Origin of the sequence: Pseudomonas sp. SWRI154 (genome assembly GCF_014268645.1) — a bacterium.
In the GTDB taxonomy this organism is placed as follows: domain Bacteria; phylum Pseudomonadota; class Gammaproteobacteria; order Pseudomonadales; family Pseudomonadaceae; genus Aquipseudomonas; species Aquipseudomonas marvdashtae.
This window is the reverse complement of sequence record NZ_JABWQW010000005.1, coordinates 113,831-128,272: the sequence shown is the minus strand read 5'-3', so window position 1 is coordinate 128,272 and position 14,442 is coordinate 113,831. Positions and strand designations below refer to the sequence as shown.

The window sequence follows — 14,442 nt, the reverse complement described above, 5'->3', positions numbered from 1 at the left end:
AAGCCGGTGTCACTGCCACGACGGCGTTCGGCCTGAAGATTTTTTGTAACCGGAAAACTCACAAAGTTTTCACACCCTCCCCGCAATACTCCCGCCCTTACAAATAGTTACGACGCTTGCCTGTGAGCATCAATCCGGTGCCAGCAGCTTCGTCGGTGAAGGCTGGAGCGCTTGATGAGTGTGTTCAAACGCAGCAAAACGACTGCGAAAGGTTTCGACTGGGCCGGGTTCGGCTGGCTGTTTTTGTTCTTCTGGTATTTTTCCGGCATCACCCAACTGCTTATCCTGTTAAGCGACACCTCCGGCTTCACCGGGTTTCGCCAAGCCTTCGTCATGAGTGCGGTGTGGCTGGCACCCTTGCTGCTGCTCCCCGCCCGCACCCGCCTGCTTGCCGCAGTGATCGGTGTCGTGCTGTGGGCCTGCTCCATGGCCAGCCTGGGCTATTTCTTCATTTACCAGCAGGAATTTTCCCAAAGCGTCATCTTCATCATGTTCGAGTCGAACGTGTCCGAAGCGGGCGAATACATGACCCAGTATTTTGCCTGGTGGATGGTGCCGGCGTTCCTGGCGCATACCCTGGTTGGCTATTTCCTCTGGACGCGCCTGCGCCCGGTGTACCTGCCTCGGGGCCAGGCGATGGTCGCCGCCGCCCTGATCCTGGTCGCCGTGGTCGGTTATCCCCTGGTCAAGCAGACCCTGCGCACCGGCACGCTCGCCGGCGGCCTGGAGAAATTCGAGGACCGCATCGAGCCGGCCGTGCCATGGCAAATGCTGGTGGCGTATCGTCGTTACGGTGAACAGCTGGAAAACATGCAAGGCATGCTTCACAGCACCAGCAAGATCGCCCCGTTGCGCAACCTCAAGGACACCATGGCCGACCAGCCCGCAACCTTGGTGCTGGTCATCGGCGAGTCCACCAACCGCCAGCGCATGAGCGTGTACGGTTATCCGAGAGAAACCACGCCGGAGCTGGACAAGCTCAAGGACCAGTTATCGGTCTTCGACAACGTCATCACCCCGCGCCCCTACACCATTGAAGCGCTGCAGCAGGTGCTGACCTTCGCCGACGAGGAAAATCCGGACCTCTACCTGAGCACGCCGTCGCTGGTGAGCATGATGAAACAGGCTGGCTACAAGACCTTCTGGATCACCAACCAGCAGACCATGACCAAGCGCAACACCATGCTCACGACGTTTTCTCAACAAGCAGATGAGCAGGTCTACCTGAACAACAATCGCAACCAGAACGCCGCGCAATACGATGGCGACGTGATCGAGCCGTTCAACAAGGCCCTGGCCGACACCGCGCCGCGCAAGCTGATCGTGGTGCACCTGCTCGGCACCCACATGAGCTATCAGTACCGCTATCCGCCGACGTTCAACAAATTCACCGACCGCCAGGGCGTACCCGCCGGGGTGCGCGACGATCAGGTCCCGACCTACAACAGCTATGACAACGCCGTGCTGTACAACGACTTCGTCGTGTCCAGCCTGATCAAGGACTACGCCAAGACCGACCCCAACGGCTTCCTGCTGTACCTGTCGGATCACGGCGAGGACGTTTTCGACTCGCCAGGGCATGGCACACTGGGGCGCAACGAAGGCAAGCCGACGGCGCCGATGTACACCATCCCGTTCATGGCCTGGGCCTCGCCCAAGTGGCGCGAAACCCATGACTGGAATTTCGCGGGCGATCTGTCACGCCCCTACAGCAGCTCGCACCTGATTCACACCTGGGCGGACATGGCAGGCTTGAACTTTGATGAGCTCGACCGCAGCAAAAGCCTGGTCAGCGATGCCTTCAAGCCCCGGCCGTTGCTGATCGGCAACCCTTACCAGAGCCAGCACAAGGCGCTGATCGATTTCAGCCTGATGCAGCCCAAGGGGCCGGCGGGCCAGGTCGTACAGAAATGAGCGAAAGCTCGTTCGTCCGCTATAAAGGCTTTATCCAGAACAGCATGCGGCCGTGGGCGGGGTCGAACATGCCCGCGGCGAAGCCGAACTTGGCGTAACTGGCCTGGGCCACGGCGTTGCCTTCCAGTACTTCCAGGGTGATCTTGCAGCACCCGCGCTGGCGGGCAATGTCTTCGACTTTCTGCAACATCTTCTGGCTCAACCCCAGCCCGCGAAACGCTGGCATCACGGCAACGTCATGGACGTTCACCAAGGGACGGCAGGCAAAGGTCGAGAACCCTTCGAAGCAGTTGACCAACCCCGCCGGTTCGCCGTTGACGAATGCCAGCACGCTGAAGGCGTGCGGCCGCTTGGCCAATTCTTCAGGCAGATGCGACAGCACCTCGGCCGGCAGCGAATGGCCGCCCCCCATCGGATCCTCGGCATAACCATTGAGCACATGGCAGATCGCTTCCGCGTGGATCGGGTTGGTGTAGCTGGCTTGCAATACAAGGATGTCGTTGGCTTCTTCCATGATCTTGGATCTCGTTCGATAAGGCCGGCGGCTTGCCGTCGGCAGGGTTGAATTCAGGCGGGCTGGCCGAAACGCTGCAATTGCATTTCCTGGAGGCGACTGAGAGTACGGCGAAACGGAAATTGCAGATAGCCCTCGGTGTACAACTGGTCCATCGGCACCTGTGCCGACAGATACAACGGCACCTTGCGGTCGTAACACTCATCGACCAGGGCAATGAAACGCCGGACGCCATCGTCGTGAATCGACAGCTGCGGCAGTTCACGATCACCGGCCTCGACCCGCTCGACCCCGTCTTCGGTGCCGCGGGCAATACGCCCTTCCCGTTGCTCGGCGCTCAGGGCAGGCACATCACTGAGGAGGATGGCCCTGAAACGGTCGCACAGGGCCATGAAATCCACGGCTGAAAACGGTTGATCGCAAAGGTCCGGGTAACGACTCCAGAGCACCGTGTCGCTGGCCTGGACTGGAACGACCTGTCGATGACCGACCTCGATCGCTTGGTTGCCGGACGTCTGCCCCGCGCTCAACTGGCCGAAGACATTGGCCAGCGGATCGGGTTGGCCCGGCTCGCGCACCCAATAGCGCTGCTGCAGGGTGCCGGGGTGCTGGCGGTGATCTTGCCAGCCGTTCACCGGCACCACCTGCATGTGCTGCTTGATGGCCGTGATGGTCGGCAGGAATCGCTCACGATTGTGCCCGCTGGCATAGAGTTCGTCCGGCGGCAGGTTGGACGTGCTGACCACCACCATGCCCAGCTCGAACATCACTTGGAAAAGACGGCCAAGGATAATCGCATCGCCGATGTCCGTGACGAACAGTTCGTCAAAGCACAGTACCCGAACTTCCTGGCTCAATTCACGGGCCAAGGCTTGCAGCGGGTCCGGGGTGCCGGTGAGCTGGAACGAGCGTTGGTGCACCCAGGCCATGAAGTGATGGAAGTGCTGTCTGCGAGCCGGAACCTTGAGGCTTTCGTAGAAACGATCCATGAGCCACGTCTTGCCCCGCCCGACCGGCCCCCACAGATAGACGCCTTTGATCGACTTGCCGCCTTCATGCAACGCCTTGTGACATTGCTCCAGCGCCATGATCGCCAGTTCCTGGGCTTCGTCCTGGACGAAACCATGATGTTCGATGGCATGCTGCCAAGCGCTCAAGGGGGAATTGAAAGTCATGCAGGCCAGGTCCGTAAAGCGAAGGTGGGGAGTATGCCATGGCCAGGATCCCGGAATATCCCCCAAAAACAGCGCTGCTCGCTACACAGAGATATCCAACCGACTGATTTTCCCCTGCTCATCGAGCCGGAAGGTATAGCGCAGCTCCAGCGGGCTGCCGGGAAAGGTGCCAGAGATCAGATTCTGCACCAGCACCTTCCCGGTCCGTTGCTGCACGTTGAGGACTTCGACCCGTGGCTGGAAACGTTGCGCGGTGTCTTCCATCCATTGGGCGATGGCCTGTGTACCGACCTGATGGTTGCCTTCATCGAACACGCTGGCATTCTCCGCGAAAAAACGCGTCGCCGCCGAGCTGTCGCGGGCATTCGCGGCGGCAAGATAACCGGCGATGGCCGGGGCTAGGGAAGAGACGGAATGGGACATGTCATGGCTCCTTGTTGTATCGATCCGAAGCCATGCTAAAACAGCGTTGTGTCAGTTTTTGTCAGGAGTGAAGCGCCCGGTTTCATCGAGGTTCATCAGCGCAAGCCAGGCGCGCAACAAGTCGCTGCGCCTGCCGGGATAGCGCTCGCCCTGGGCAGTGGCGCAGGCAATCCGGTCAGTGCGAAAGGTCCGATAGGCACCGCGCAACTCACACCAGGCCACCACCACCCGAGCCTCGTTGAAAAAACCCAGCGCCAGGGGCCAGATCAACCGTTGGCTCGGGGTCTTGTTGACGTCGGCGTAATCAATATGCAGCTTGGCTTGAGTGCGAATGGCCTGGCGGTAGACATTCAGTTCCACCGTGTTGCTCGGGTAGCCATAGCCCGGCGGACCGGGCAACACGGTGGGGTTGTGCAAGGCGTCGCGCAAGCCCGGAGCCAGCACCGCCTCGACTTTCGCCAAGGCATCGGCGGCGGCCTTGCCGAGCACTTCGTCGCCGCGTTGGTCGACGTAGCGCAAGCCCAGCACAATGGCCTCGATTTCGTCGGCGGTGAACATCAAGGGTGGCAGGAACAGGCCGCTGCGCAACACATAACCGATGCCCGCCTCGCCCTGGATCGGTGCGCCCAAGGCCGTGAGTTCGGCGATATCGCGATAGAGCGTGCGTTCGGACACCTTCAGCTCGGCCGCCAATGTCGCGGCAGTAACCGGGCATCGCTTGCCCCGCAAGACTTGCAGCAAAGTGAGCAGCCGAGTGGTTCGCGACACAATAAAAGGGTCCGCAGGGGAAAGTTGCAGCAGATTAGCAGACGCTGGTGTCAGAAACTGTCAGTAGAAAATGCAAAGACCTACGCAGGGTGGCGAGGGGATTTATCCCCGCTCGGTTGCGTAGCGACCGCAAAATGACAGGGACGCTGCGCGTCCAGCGGGGATAAATCCCCTCGCCACAGAATGTGCAAGTTTCAAGGATATGCCTTGAGTTATGGTGCCAACACGTTTCTTACATGAGAGAGCATATTCATGCGCAGCATCCTCGGCTTTTCCCTCATCCTGATGCTGCTCGGCCTCAGCGCCTGCGCGCTCTTCCCGCACCGTGACCCGCTGAATATCAATGTGGTCGGGATCGAGCCGCTGCCCAGCCAGGGCTTGGAAATGCGCTTTGCCGTAAAGCTGCGCCTGCAGAACCCCAACGAAACCCCCATCGACTATAACGGCGTGGCGCTGGACCTGGAGGTCAACAGCCATACGCTGGCGACAGGGGTCAGCGACCAGGCCGGCTCGATACCCCGCTTCTCGGAAGGCCTGTTGAGCGTACCCGTGAGCATCTCGGCCTTTTCAGTCCTGCGTCAGACGCTGGGCCTGAGCCAGACCCAGAGCCTGGACAACTTGCCCTACGTATTGAAGGGCAAACTCGCTGGCGGATTGTTCGGCACGATGCGTTTCGTCGACCGCGGAACCCTCGATCTACCGGGGTCCTCGGCCACTTGGTGAATCACGCCATGAAGCGCACGCCCGGTTTCGCCCGCTCGTCCACCACCAGTTCGAAAACATCCGGCCGGGCGTAGTGCCCAACCACGTCATAATCGTAGCGCGCCCGCACCAACTCGTCGGTATCGATTTCGGCGGTCAACAGCCCGGCGGAGCCTTTCAACGGTCCGGCGAGCACATCGCCCATGGGCCCGACGATCACGCTGCCACCGGCAATCAACGGGCGCTCCGCCGGCCAGTTCGCGACTTCGATGCCCAACTCCGCCGGCGACGCCTGGACCTGGCAGGCGCTGACCACAAAGCATCGCCCTTCATGAGCGATATGGCGCATGCTCACCTGCCACATGTCCCGCTCATCCACCGTCGGCGCGCACCAGACGTCAACGCCTTTGGCATACATCGCCGTACGCAGCAGCGGCATCATGTTTTCCCAACACACCGCCGCTCCCACACGACCGACCTGGCTTTCAATCACCGGCAGCGTCGAGCCGTCGCCCTTGCCCCAGATCAGGCGCTCGGTGCCGGTAGGCATCAATTTACGATGCTTGGCCACGAGGCCCGCATCAGGCTCGAAATACAGGGCGGTGCAGTACAAGGTGTTGCCGGCGCGCTCGATGACACCCAGCACCAGGCTCGCCCCGGTCCGCGCCGAAAGACCCGCCAGCGCCTCGGTTTCCGCGCCGGGCACATCGATGGCGTTGGCAAAATAGCGAGCAAACGCTTCGCGTCCTTCCGGCAATCGATACCCCAACTGCGTGCCAAACGTCTCGCCCTTGGGATAACCCCCCAGCAGCGCCTCGGGCATCACCACCAAGCGAGCTCCCGCTTGGCGGATGACGTCTTCGTAGCAAAGGATCTGCGCCAGGGTTTCGCCTTTGCCGGAGGGCAGCGAGCCAATCTGCAAGGCAGCGACGATGGATTTTGGCATGATCTTCAACTCCGTGATTTCAGGTGTTGCCGATTCTCCAGTGCAAGCCGATCATGAATAAAGCCCTGATCACTGCTAAAAGATATGAATCAGATGAATATCGCCGATGTCGACCTGAACCTGCTCAAAGCCTTCGAAGCCTTGCACGATGAATCCAGCGCCAGCCGCGCCGCGCTGCGCCTGGGCGTAACCCAGTCGGCTATCAGTGCAGCCCTGCGCAGGCTTCGCGGTTTGTATGACGACCCATTGTTCGTGCGCACCGGCCGTGGCCTGGCGCCGACGTTGCGGGCCAATCAACTGAAGCCGGTGATCAGCGATGCCTTGGACAAATGTCGCCAGAGCCTGGCAATGGTTGATCCGGGCGCGAACAACTACGAAGGCCGCTCAGTCATCGTCGGGTTGTCCGATGATTTTGAAATCGCCCATGGACGGCGCTTGATCGAGGAAGTGGCGCGGCGGGCACCAGGGCTGCGCTTGATTTTTCGCCAGACCCACAGCCAGATCGTTGGTCGGGCCTTGATGGAACGCAGCCTGGACCTGGCGATAACAGCGGGAGGATTTACCGAGCGGCTGTTGAGCCGCCAGGTCTTGGGCGAAGGCGACTATGCCTGCCTCGTCGACCCGGCCAGCCTGACAGAGGGCCCATATAGCCTGACCTTGCAAGCCTTCGTCGCGCGCGAACATCTGCTGGTGTCGTCCGGCGGCTTCATCGGCATCACCGATGAAGGACTGGCCGGGCTGGGCCTGCGTCGCAAGGTGTGCGCCTCGACCACCCACTTTGCCGCGCTGCCGTTCCTGCTCAAGGGCAGCCAGGCCGTGGCGACTATTCCCGAGCATGCCGCCAAGGCCATCGCGGCGCTCAGCGGCCTGGCATTGCTGCCCTGCCCGCTGGCACTGCCCCGCTACCCTATCGAGCTGGGCTGGCGGACCCACGCGCAAATGGACCCGGCAGTGGGCAAGGTACGCGAAGCTATCGTCGCAACCTTCACCTGAAGTTTATTTATTGGCGGCCATCAGGCGATTGACTTCGCTGCGCACCATGTTGGCGTATTCCGGTGGCGACATGCCGTCCAGCTCGGCGCGCACCCACTCTGACCACTTGCCCTTGCGCTTGGAACGTTCACCGAACAGCCGGGCAGCGTCGCCCTTGGCCTTGCCCAAATTGTTCTGCCACAGCTCGAAGAGCCGGGATTTTTCATCTTCCAGCGCCGCGCGCTCGGCCAGGGGCTTATCAGCGAGATTGAAGCTCATGGGGAATTTCCTGTCGCGTAAATAGGCGTCATCTTACACCTTGCGCTGAAACGTCTTAACCATGATTTTAGATGTCCTGCCCGGCCCCATCGTAGATGCTGCAACTTTCAAGCAAGCGAAGCACTCCACTGATCATTGCCATCATCCTCAAGGAGCACCTCAATGGCCCGTAAAAGCGCCGCACAATCCAACGGAGAACAAATCAAGGATCAAGCCTTCAGTGAACTGAAAGCGCTGATCGAAGAGTCGGAGAAACTACTCAAGAGCGGTGCATCCCTGGTTGGCGAAGATGCCGAAAACCTTCGGGGCCAAATCGCGCAGAAGCTGCAACAAGCATTGGATGCGGTCGCCAACGCCCGGGAGCGCACCCGTCCGATGGTCGATGCCACTGAGGTCTATATCGGCGGGCATCCGTGGCAGACCGTGGCGATTTCCGCGGGTTTCGGGCTGGTGGTGGGATTGCTGCTCGGACGGCGCTGAACACCGGCCGATGGCGATGAAGCGAACTTCCTCGCCATATAAACGCTCTTGTAATCCTTAAGCACTCACTGTCCCGCCAACGCCCGCAGCTGCGCGATCGTCTGCTCATCCAGCGTAATCCCGCGCTCATTGGACTTGCTCCGCTCACGGTGGCGTCGATCCCCCGGCAATCGCCGCAATCCAACGCCATGCATCTGCCTGACCAGCTCCTGGCTGCGTTCGGCAAAACTTTGCCCGGCGGCCTTGCTCGGATCGATCACGATCAGTAACTGCCCGGTCCACGGCGTCTTCGCACCGGGATGATTGCTCCAGTCGAACTCGAACGAAAAATTTCCGCCCGTCAGGGCTGCGGCCAGCAACTCGACCATCATCGACAACGCCGAGCCCTTGTGCCCGCCAAATGGCAGGAGCGCTCCACCTTCGAGGATGGCTTTGGGATCACGGGTCGGCTGGCCGAGGCTGTCCACGCCCATGCCTGGCGGCAGCAGCTCGCCTTTGCCCGCGGCAATCTGGACATCGCCATGGGCGATGGCGCTGGTGGCCAGGTCGAAGACAATCGGCTCGCCATTGGCCCGGGGCGCGGCGAAGGCAATCGGGTTGGTGCCAAACAGAGGCCGGTCCGCGCCGTGGGGCACTACGCAGGTCATGCTGTTCACCACGCTCAGGGCTACCAGACCCTCATAGGCAAACGGTTCGACATCCGGCCACAGGGCCGCAAAGTGATGGGAGTTGCGTATCGCCAGCACCGCAATCCCGGCGCTGCGGGCCTTCTCCACCAGCAATGGACGCGCGGCGGCCAGGGCTGGCTGGGCAAAGCCGTTACCGGCATCCACCGCGACAAAGCCTGACGCCACGTCTTCGACCACCGGCACGGCCTTGCCGTTGACCCAGCCGCTGTTCAGCGTCGAGACGTAACCGGGAAGGCGAAACACTCCATGACTGTGGGCTCCATCGCGCTCGGCCCCGGCGCAGTTTTGCGCCAGGCACCAGGCGACTTCGGTCGACGTGCCATGACGCAGGAAAATCTGCTCCAGCAAGCTCACCAGAGCATCGAAAGACAAGGTGCAAGAAGCGGCATGATCGGATGGCGCAGACATCTGAAGCTCCGGAATGATTGTTGGAGGTAGCAACAGCGTAAAGGACCCGCCGGGTGATTAAACACTGTTTCAGGCGCGCACTGCCAATCCTTCCCCTGCCGCAGACCAAAGAAGCCCGGCGTGCAATAACTATGTACCCCCTTCTCCCATCCATCGTTGCCTAGTCTGGGCGCTTGTGTCCCATTCGCGCCGTCTTGCGGCGCCTTGATCGAGAAGCAACGATGACCACAGAAACCACGCCACTGCTATTTCCCGAGGTATTGAACGCCACTCGCCTGGACGAGTTGACCGCTCCCCGTGGGTTGACGCAGGCCGACCTCGACTGGCTGCACCATGTCTCCTTGCCCAGCCATACGCAACGTACGGCGCAGACGCCGCCGATGTTCGCCGAAACGATTCTGTTGCAAGCGGAGGAAAAGTCGCCCATTGCACTGGCCGGCTGCTTCACCCTCAGCGCCTCGTCGAACAACAGCCAAACCAGCACCGCCCCGGCGTTCCTCTATACGCCCAGTCGTGGAATCGAAAAGTTCGACAACCTGGCATCCCTCGAAGAAAAGATTGAGCAGATGCGCCAGGACACGGCGCAACACGACGATCTCTTTCGCCTCCTGTCGATCTCCCAGCGTAGCGAATTGAACAGCACCACCGACATCAGTCAAACCAGGCAAATCGTCGTCGGGGATGTTTTCAAGGCCCAGCTCGAATCCATCGAGAACGCGCAGAGCATCAATGCTCTGGCCATGGTGAATGAACTTATCCAGATGCCCTCGTTAAGGTCGATGCTTGACCAAGTATTGAACGAGGCGGCGCCAGGCCTGGACCATCGACAGATTCGAGTGGCATTCATCAAGGGGACTCACTTGGGAGATCCGAAGGCAATCCCGGTGACTGAAAGCATCCCACTGAGCGATGCAGTCCTGGACTACTTTCATAATCAGGGCTGGCCTGCCGGCCATCACATCGATCTGACTCATCCCGGGACGCCTGAATCCTCCTACACCGCGCAGCAATGGGAAGACTTCATAAGGGACACGGCCAAAACACTGATCGCGACACTGATCAACGCTATCGATGCCTTTTGGGAGGGAACGACAACCTCTTTCTATATGTCACGACGCAAACTTCTATCTCGTGTCATTCACGATGGACTATGGGCCTCCATCCTGATCGAACGGGAGAAAAAACAACTGACGGATGAGCAGAGTCGTGAGCTGCTTCGGTTATTCCGCCCCTCAGGCCGAGACGAGCCACTGCTGTTCATCGAAACCATTCGACTCTGGGAATATGAACCGCACTTCGTGGAACTTGCCGGTTCGATGATGATCAGCGCCAAGGGGCATTATCTTTATACGCCCCTCGAAGGCTTTCAAAAGATAAGCAACTATTCAGGTTTCAAAGACAGGCTGTACGGCCAATCCACGAGCAGCGTAGAAAAGGAAAAAATCTATAGCCTCCTGGGCCTGGAAGAGCGTAACCGCTTCCTGCGCTTTGATGAACCGCAGCTCTCGGGAAAAGCACTGGACTTGCCGATAGCCGAAACCCTGGCAAGCGCAATAATCGAAAAACAGAAGAATAACTTCCATTACGCACTGGAAATGTCTCGCCAGGCCGATGTCGACATCCACTCGCTTATCGACAAGGCCCTGGATATACGTGCGTTTATCAACAAAAGCCTTTTGAGTCAGCCAACCGCAGGACATTGGGGGACGCATCCCGCATTTCATGGTGACCTGCGCCCATCCAATTTCATGGCCGACCAATTGGAAAAAAAAATCAACAGCTATGCCGATGTGGAAGAAGCTTTCGACGGCCTCTTTGGTCAGTTACCGACCTCCCCCGACGTTTCGCTGCACAACCAGCTCAGGCCGCTGCTGGCTGAACTGACCAATGTTTTTTCGTTGGGTATCCGCGCCGAGGCCGAACTCAGGGAACTTGATTCAAGCCTGCCGTCGATTGCGAATGATCTGATCAAAACGGTTTTTGCCTACGACTCAGACTTCCCGGACCGCTCACAACGTAAAGCCGTCAGGGGCTTTCGGCCGGATGTCTATTCATTGACACTCGCTTGCAGTGAAGAAGGCCAAACGATTCAGTTACCTCTCGCCAATTGTTTTTTATTAACCGAGCGTGGAGGACTCGATACGCCCTACTCAGGCATGGCGATCCTTTGGACCCCGGCCGAGGGTTTGCAGGGTTTTTCGTCCATTGAGATTGCCACCCAGAAATTGAATCAACATCTGCTCGACTCTCAAAGGCGCTTTGGCTTACTCGAAAATCTCACCGCCGCTCAACGCTTGCCCCATAGACGCTACCAGCTCCATGCGTATGAGCTGATCGAAGACAACGTGCTGGTAAATCGGATGAGTTCGTTTATCAAGCACTTTGAGGCCGAATATGGCTATCTGAGCACGTTGAAAGCCGGCGATTGGCGACTGACCGGGCCGGCACTGGTCAAAACTCTTCAGGCGCTCGTGAACAAAGGAGCGCCCACCAATCTGAAACGCGCCAAATCCATTGCCCAGGCAAATAAACGCCAGCAGAAACTACCCGCCTGGCTTGGCACGGCCCCCCTTGAAGAAAAACGCGTGCACGTAGAAGTGGTCGAGCAATATAAAAACAGCGTGTCCGATGGCAAGGATTACCTGGATGGCATCGAGCCCCTGCGAACTTATGTGCAGAAAAAACTGCAAACGCTATTGGACGCGCGCTTTCCCCGGAAAAACCTGGACCCGGAAACCATCCAGATCACGCCCAACCTGGCGATCGTGGGGCCAGCCAGTTCGTTGACCGACTTTGCCTTGCATCACGTCGATGTGACCGAGAAGGGTTTCAAGGTTTCGTCAACGTCCACGCAGCCGTTGCCCGGTGGTTTGAACGAGACGGCGGTGCGGCAAATGTTATCGTCGCTAGAGATCCCGAGCACCTATAAAAACCATGTAACCCAAGCACTTTCCGGCAGCGCTGCGGACGCTCAGCCGAGGAAACGGCGCTTTCGCCAACAGCTCCCTTGGCAATTGTTGCAGTACGCTCACGCACGGTATCTACAACAACATCTTTCGCCGACGGCATTCGACCTGGTCCGGCAGGTCATGGACATGCCGGATGCCATCGCTCGTCAAGCGGTCGAAGGCACCAGCGCCTTCTTCCGCCCTTTGGAACTGATCAAGACCGGAGGCGGCGCCGCGATCAAAGCGTTGGGGCTCTACCTGTTCAGTTCGGCTAACGATGCAACCAGCCCTCACGTCCTTTATTCGCCCTATCATGACGGAGATCAGTTACAAGAGTTCGAGAATGAAGAGAGCATCGTCGCTGCACTCAACACACCCGGCGCGCTCCAGGACTTGCTGATTCGCCGGCTTCCCAAGGAGCAGCAAGCCACGTTTAAAAATCTCTTCGCCTCCACGCGTGGGAAACAATCGGAGATGACCCTGGGCTTCAGCCCCATCAATACAAATGTTCTGCATACGCTGTATGACGACAATGCGGCGTTACTGGCAGATATGTTGACCGCGCAAACCCAGCCCCACCGTCAGTCTGATTGGGCCACAGTCCTCCAGCTGTTCAGCACCGGCGTCAGGATGCTGGGCAAACAGTTACCGGCCAAACTGTCCTTTTTGGAAACACTTTGGGAGAGCTACCAGGATTTCAAGGATTCAGCCGAAGACTTGCAGCGGCATGATTGGAAGAGCGGGCTGCACAATTTTATCGCCGGCGCCGCGGAAATGGTTTCCCTTGGTTTTTTGAATCGCAATGATACATTCGGCCTTCTTGACCCCATCGAACCCATTTCGGCGAGCACCCCGCCACCGTTGGACTGGAAGGACATCGCATGCACGGCGTCGGCCCGCACCGACCTGCAAGTCTTCGAAGCCTTGGATGTCAGTCTCTCGGACCTTCAACGAAACTTGATGCACGGAATCTACAGGGCAGTGGAAACCGGCAAGCTATACATTCCCCTCGCCGGCAAGGTGTATCAAGTGGCAAAAGCCGGCCTGGCATGGCGAATCATTCACGACGACGGCGAAGGACCGTTATTGAAGTATTCGCCTGATGACTCGAGATGGGCGATTGACCCACAGCGCCAGACGATTCGCTTCGGTAAGGCCGGGTCGAAAATAGCCGTCACCTACAGTGACTTACAGGCCAAGGGGTCATTGAATATCGAAGCGCGGGGCATGGCGCAGATACGCAGGAAATACCCTTATCGCGCCAATATGATCGTGCAAGCGCTGGAGACGGCACGGTTCTATTGCTCCAACGCCCTTTCAAATCTAGAACGACTGAAACGGCAGGTGCTTGCAGGCTCGCGACTGGATACCTACCTGAAGGCATTTTTTGGCGTCAGCGCCGTCGACGCCAGTCTTATCGGCAAAATAGACGCAGCGATCTCACCGATATGCCAGGCATTAGCCAACCCTTTATGGGCGCAGCAGAATGGGGAAAACATCGTTGTCGGCAGCCTTAAACATTTAGGGGACAGGGCGCCAGCCTTTGTGCTGGACCCCGCCAGAGTCGACAGAATTTACCTCACGCAACATTTTTTCGAGATGGGACTGGATTGGTATAAGTCCGCCGTACCCGATTACTTCAATGTCGACGCGCATGGCCAGGCAGCCACCTTCATCCACGAAGCTTCCCATCTGCTGCTCAATACACTCGATATTGTTTACCTGGATGCGGCGTATCCATTTCTGGACTTGATTCCGACAATGACCCATTCGGGACGAATGGAATACGAAGCGCTAAAAGTCAAGCAAGAGGAGGGATTTTCTTTGGCCACACCAAAATCAAAACTGTTTACGCAATGGAATGAATCAGACAACAGGCTTACGAACATCGAGCAATTGCCTATGTATAAGGACACCGTCCGAGAAATCCTGAAGATAACCGGCGCTGAAAACATGAATGGCGCACGTGACGCGTTCCTCGACCCGATTCTGCCGGACAAGCGCATCGACGTCATGCTGCGTAACGCCGACTCGATCACGCTCTTGATTTGTGAATTGGGACGGCAACTCGATGTGAGTCCCACCCGCAAAGTTGTGGCGTCGTGATCTGGATGGTGGTGTTGATCTTTTTTTCACGCACGGTATGCGACGCTAGGCTATGACACGAGAAAAAAACGCTCATTGATGCTCAAACGCCATAACGGCTGTTCTCGGCAGCTCATGC

General features: G+C 58.6%; 12 protein-coding genes. 5 read left to right on the top strand and 7 right to left on the bottom strand.

The window, feature by feature from the left end; genetic code table 11:
* The first annotated feature begins 174 nt into the window (after positions 1 to 174).
* Positions 175 to 1,914, top strand: a complete 1,740-nt coding sequence (locus HU806_RS06665; protein ID WP_186610634.1) for a phosphoethanolamine transferase CptA — start codon at positions 175 to 177, stop codon at positions 1,912 to 1,914.
* Between the two features lie 19 nt (positions 1,915 to 1,933).
* On the opposite strand, the gene HU806_RS06660 is transcribed toward HU806_RS06665, so the two are convergent.
* The 4 genes from HU806_RS06660 to HU806_RS06645 all read right to left on the bottom strand — a co-directional run bounded on the left by HU806_RS06660 (position 1,934) and on the right by HU806_RS06645 (position 4,794).
* On the bottom strand, positions 1,934 to 2,428 hold the full coding sequence (locus HU806_RS06660; protein WP_186610633.1) for a GNAT family N-acetyltransferase: 495 nt from the start codon (positions 2,426 to 2,428) through the stop codon (positions 1,934 to 1,936).
* 53 nt (positions 2,429 to 2,481) lie between these two features.
* On the bottom strand, positions 2,482 to 3,603 hold the full coding sequence (zapE, locus tag HU806_RS06655; protein WP_186610632.1) for a cell division protein ZapE: 1,122 nt from the start codon (positions 3,601 to 3,603) through the stop codon (positions 2,482 to 2,484).
* A gap of 81 nt (positions 3,604 to 3,684) precedes the next feature.
* Positions 3,685 to 4,026: a nuclear transport factor 2 family protein gene (locus tag HU806_RS06650; protein WP_186610631.1), complete on the bottom strand. Its 342-nt coding sequence runs from the start codon at positions 4,024 to 4,026 to the stop codon at positions 3,685 to 3,687.
* A 51-nt stretch (positions 4,027 to 4,077) separates the two neighbouring features.
* A complete protein-coding gene (locus HU806_RS06645) occupies positions 4,078 to 4,794 on the bottom strand; it encodes an HTH domain-containing protein (protein ID WP_186610630.1) in 717 nt (238 codons plus the stop codon).
* 252 nt (positions 4,795 to 5,046) lie between these two features.
* Here HU806_RS06645 and HU806_RS06640 point away from each other — a divergent pair, with 252 nt between their 5' ends.
* Positions 5,047 to 5,517 carry an LEA/WHy family protein gene (locus HU806_RS06640; RefSeq protein ID WP_186610629.1) on the top strand — a complete coding sequence of 157 codons (471 nt, stop codon included), beginning with the start codon at positions 5,047 to 5,049 and terminating at the stop codon, positions 5,515 to 5,517.
* A gap of 1 nt (position 5,518) precedes the next feature.
* Here HU806_RS06640 and HU806_RS06635 read toward each other — a convergent pair whose 3' ends face one another.
* Positions 5,519 to 6,442 (bottom strand): carbon-nitrogen hydrolase family protein, encoded by a 924-nt coding sequence (locus HU806_RS06635; RefSeq protein WP_186610628.1) that lies wholly within the window; start codon positions 6,440 to 6,442, stop codon positions 5,519 to 5,521.
* 84 nt (positions 6,443 to 6,526) lie between these two features.
* On the opposite strand from HU806_RS06635, the gene HU806_RS06630 reads away from it, so the two are divergent.
* Positions 6,527 to 7,435: a LysR family transcriptional regulator gene (locus tag HU806_RS06630; protein WP_186610627.1), complete on the top strand. Its 909-nt coding sequence runs from the start codon at positions 6,527 to 6,529 to the stop codon at positions 7,433 to 7,435.
* 3 nt (positions 7,436 to 7,438) lie between these two features.
* Here the strand turns inward: HU806_RS06630 and HU806_RS06625 are convergent, their stop codons facing one another.
* Positions 7,439 to 7,693, bottom strand: a complete 255-nt coding sequence (locus HU806_RS06625; protein WP_076384979.1) for a hypothetical protein — start codon at positions 7,691 to 7,693, stop codon at positions 7,439 to 7,441.
* A gap of 162 nt (positions 7,694 to 7,855) precedes the next feature.
* On the opposite strand from HU806_RS06625, the gene HU806_RS06620 reads away from it, so the two are divergent.
* Positions 7,856 to 8,173, top strand: coding sequence for an ElaB/YgaM/YqjD family protein (locus HU806_RS06620; protein WP_186610626.1), 318 nt, complete (start codon positions 7,856 to 7,858; stop codon positions 8,171 to 8,173).
* Positions 8,174 to 8,238: 65 nt separating this feature from the next.
* Here the strand turns inward: HU806_RS06620 and HU806_RS06615 are convergent, their stop codons facing one another.
* On the bottom strand, positions 8,239 to 9,270 hold the full coding sequence (locus tag HU806_RS06615; RefSeq protein ID WP_186610625.1) for an Ldh family oxidoreductase: 1,032 nt from the start codon (positions 9,268 to 9,270) through the stop codon (positions 8,239 to 8,241).
* Between the two features lie 221 nt (positions 9,271 to 9,491).
* On the opposite strand from HU806_RS06615, the gene HU806_RS06610 reads away from it, so the two are divergent.
* A complete protein-coding gene (locus HU806_RS06610; RefSeq protein WP_186610624.1) occupies positions 9,492 to 14,324 on the top strand; it encodes a dermonecrotic toxin domain-containing protein in 4,833 nt (1,610 codons plus the stop codon).
* Positions 14,325 to 14,442 lie beyond the last annotated feature (118 nt).

What these genes read in the sequence shown, in the direction of transcription:
- HU806_RS06665 (WP_186610634.1), top strand. Translation starts at nt 175, where the DNA reads ATGAGTGTGTTCAAACGCAGCAAAACGACTGCGAAAGGTTTCGACTGG.
- HU806_RS06660 (WP_186610633.1), bottom strand. Translation starts at nt 2,428, where the DNA reads ATGGAAGAAGCCAACGACATCCTTGTATTGCAAGCCAGCTACACCAAC.
- zapE (WP_186610632.1), bottom strand. Translation starts at nt 3,603, where the DNA reads ATGACTTTCAATTCCCCCTTGAGCGCTTGGCAGCATGCCATCGAACAT.
- HU806_RS06650 (WP_186610631.1), bottom strand. Translation starts at nt 4,026, where the DNA reads ATGTCCCATTCCGTCTCTTCCCTAGCCCCGGCCATCGCCGGTTATCTT.
- HU806_RS06640 (WP_186610629.1), top strand. Translation starts at nt 5,047, where the DNA reads ATGCGCAGCATCCTCGGCTTTTCCCTCATCCTGATGCTGCTCGGCCTC.
- HU806_RS06635 (WP_186610628.1), bottom strand. Translation starts at nt 6,442, where the DNA reads ATGCCAAAATCCATCGTCGCTGCCTTGCAGATTGGCTCGCTGCCCTCC.
- HU806_RS06630 (WP_186610627.1), top strand. Translation starts at nt 6,527, where the DNA reads ATGAATCAGATGAATATCGCCGATGTCGACCTGAACCTGCTCAAAGCC.
- HU806_RS06625 (WP_076384979.1), bottom strand. Translation starts at nt 7,693, where the DNA reads ATGAGCTTCAATCTCGCTGATAAGCCCCTGGCCGAGCGCGCGGCGCTG.
- HU806_RS06620 (WP_186610626.1), top strand. Translation starts at nt 7,856, where the DNA reads ATGGCCCGTAAAAGCGCCGCACAATCCAACGGAGAACAAATCAAGGAT.
- HU806_RS06615 (WP_186610625.1), bottom strand. Translation starts at nt 9,270, where the DNA reads ATGTCTGCGCCATCCGATCATGCCGCTTCTTGCACCTTGTCTTTCGAT.
- HU806_RS06610 (WP_186610624.1), top strand. Translation starts at nt 9,492, where the DNA reads ATGACCACAGAAACCACGCCACTGCTATTTCCCGAGGTATTGAACGCC.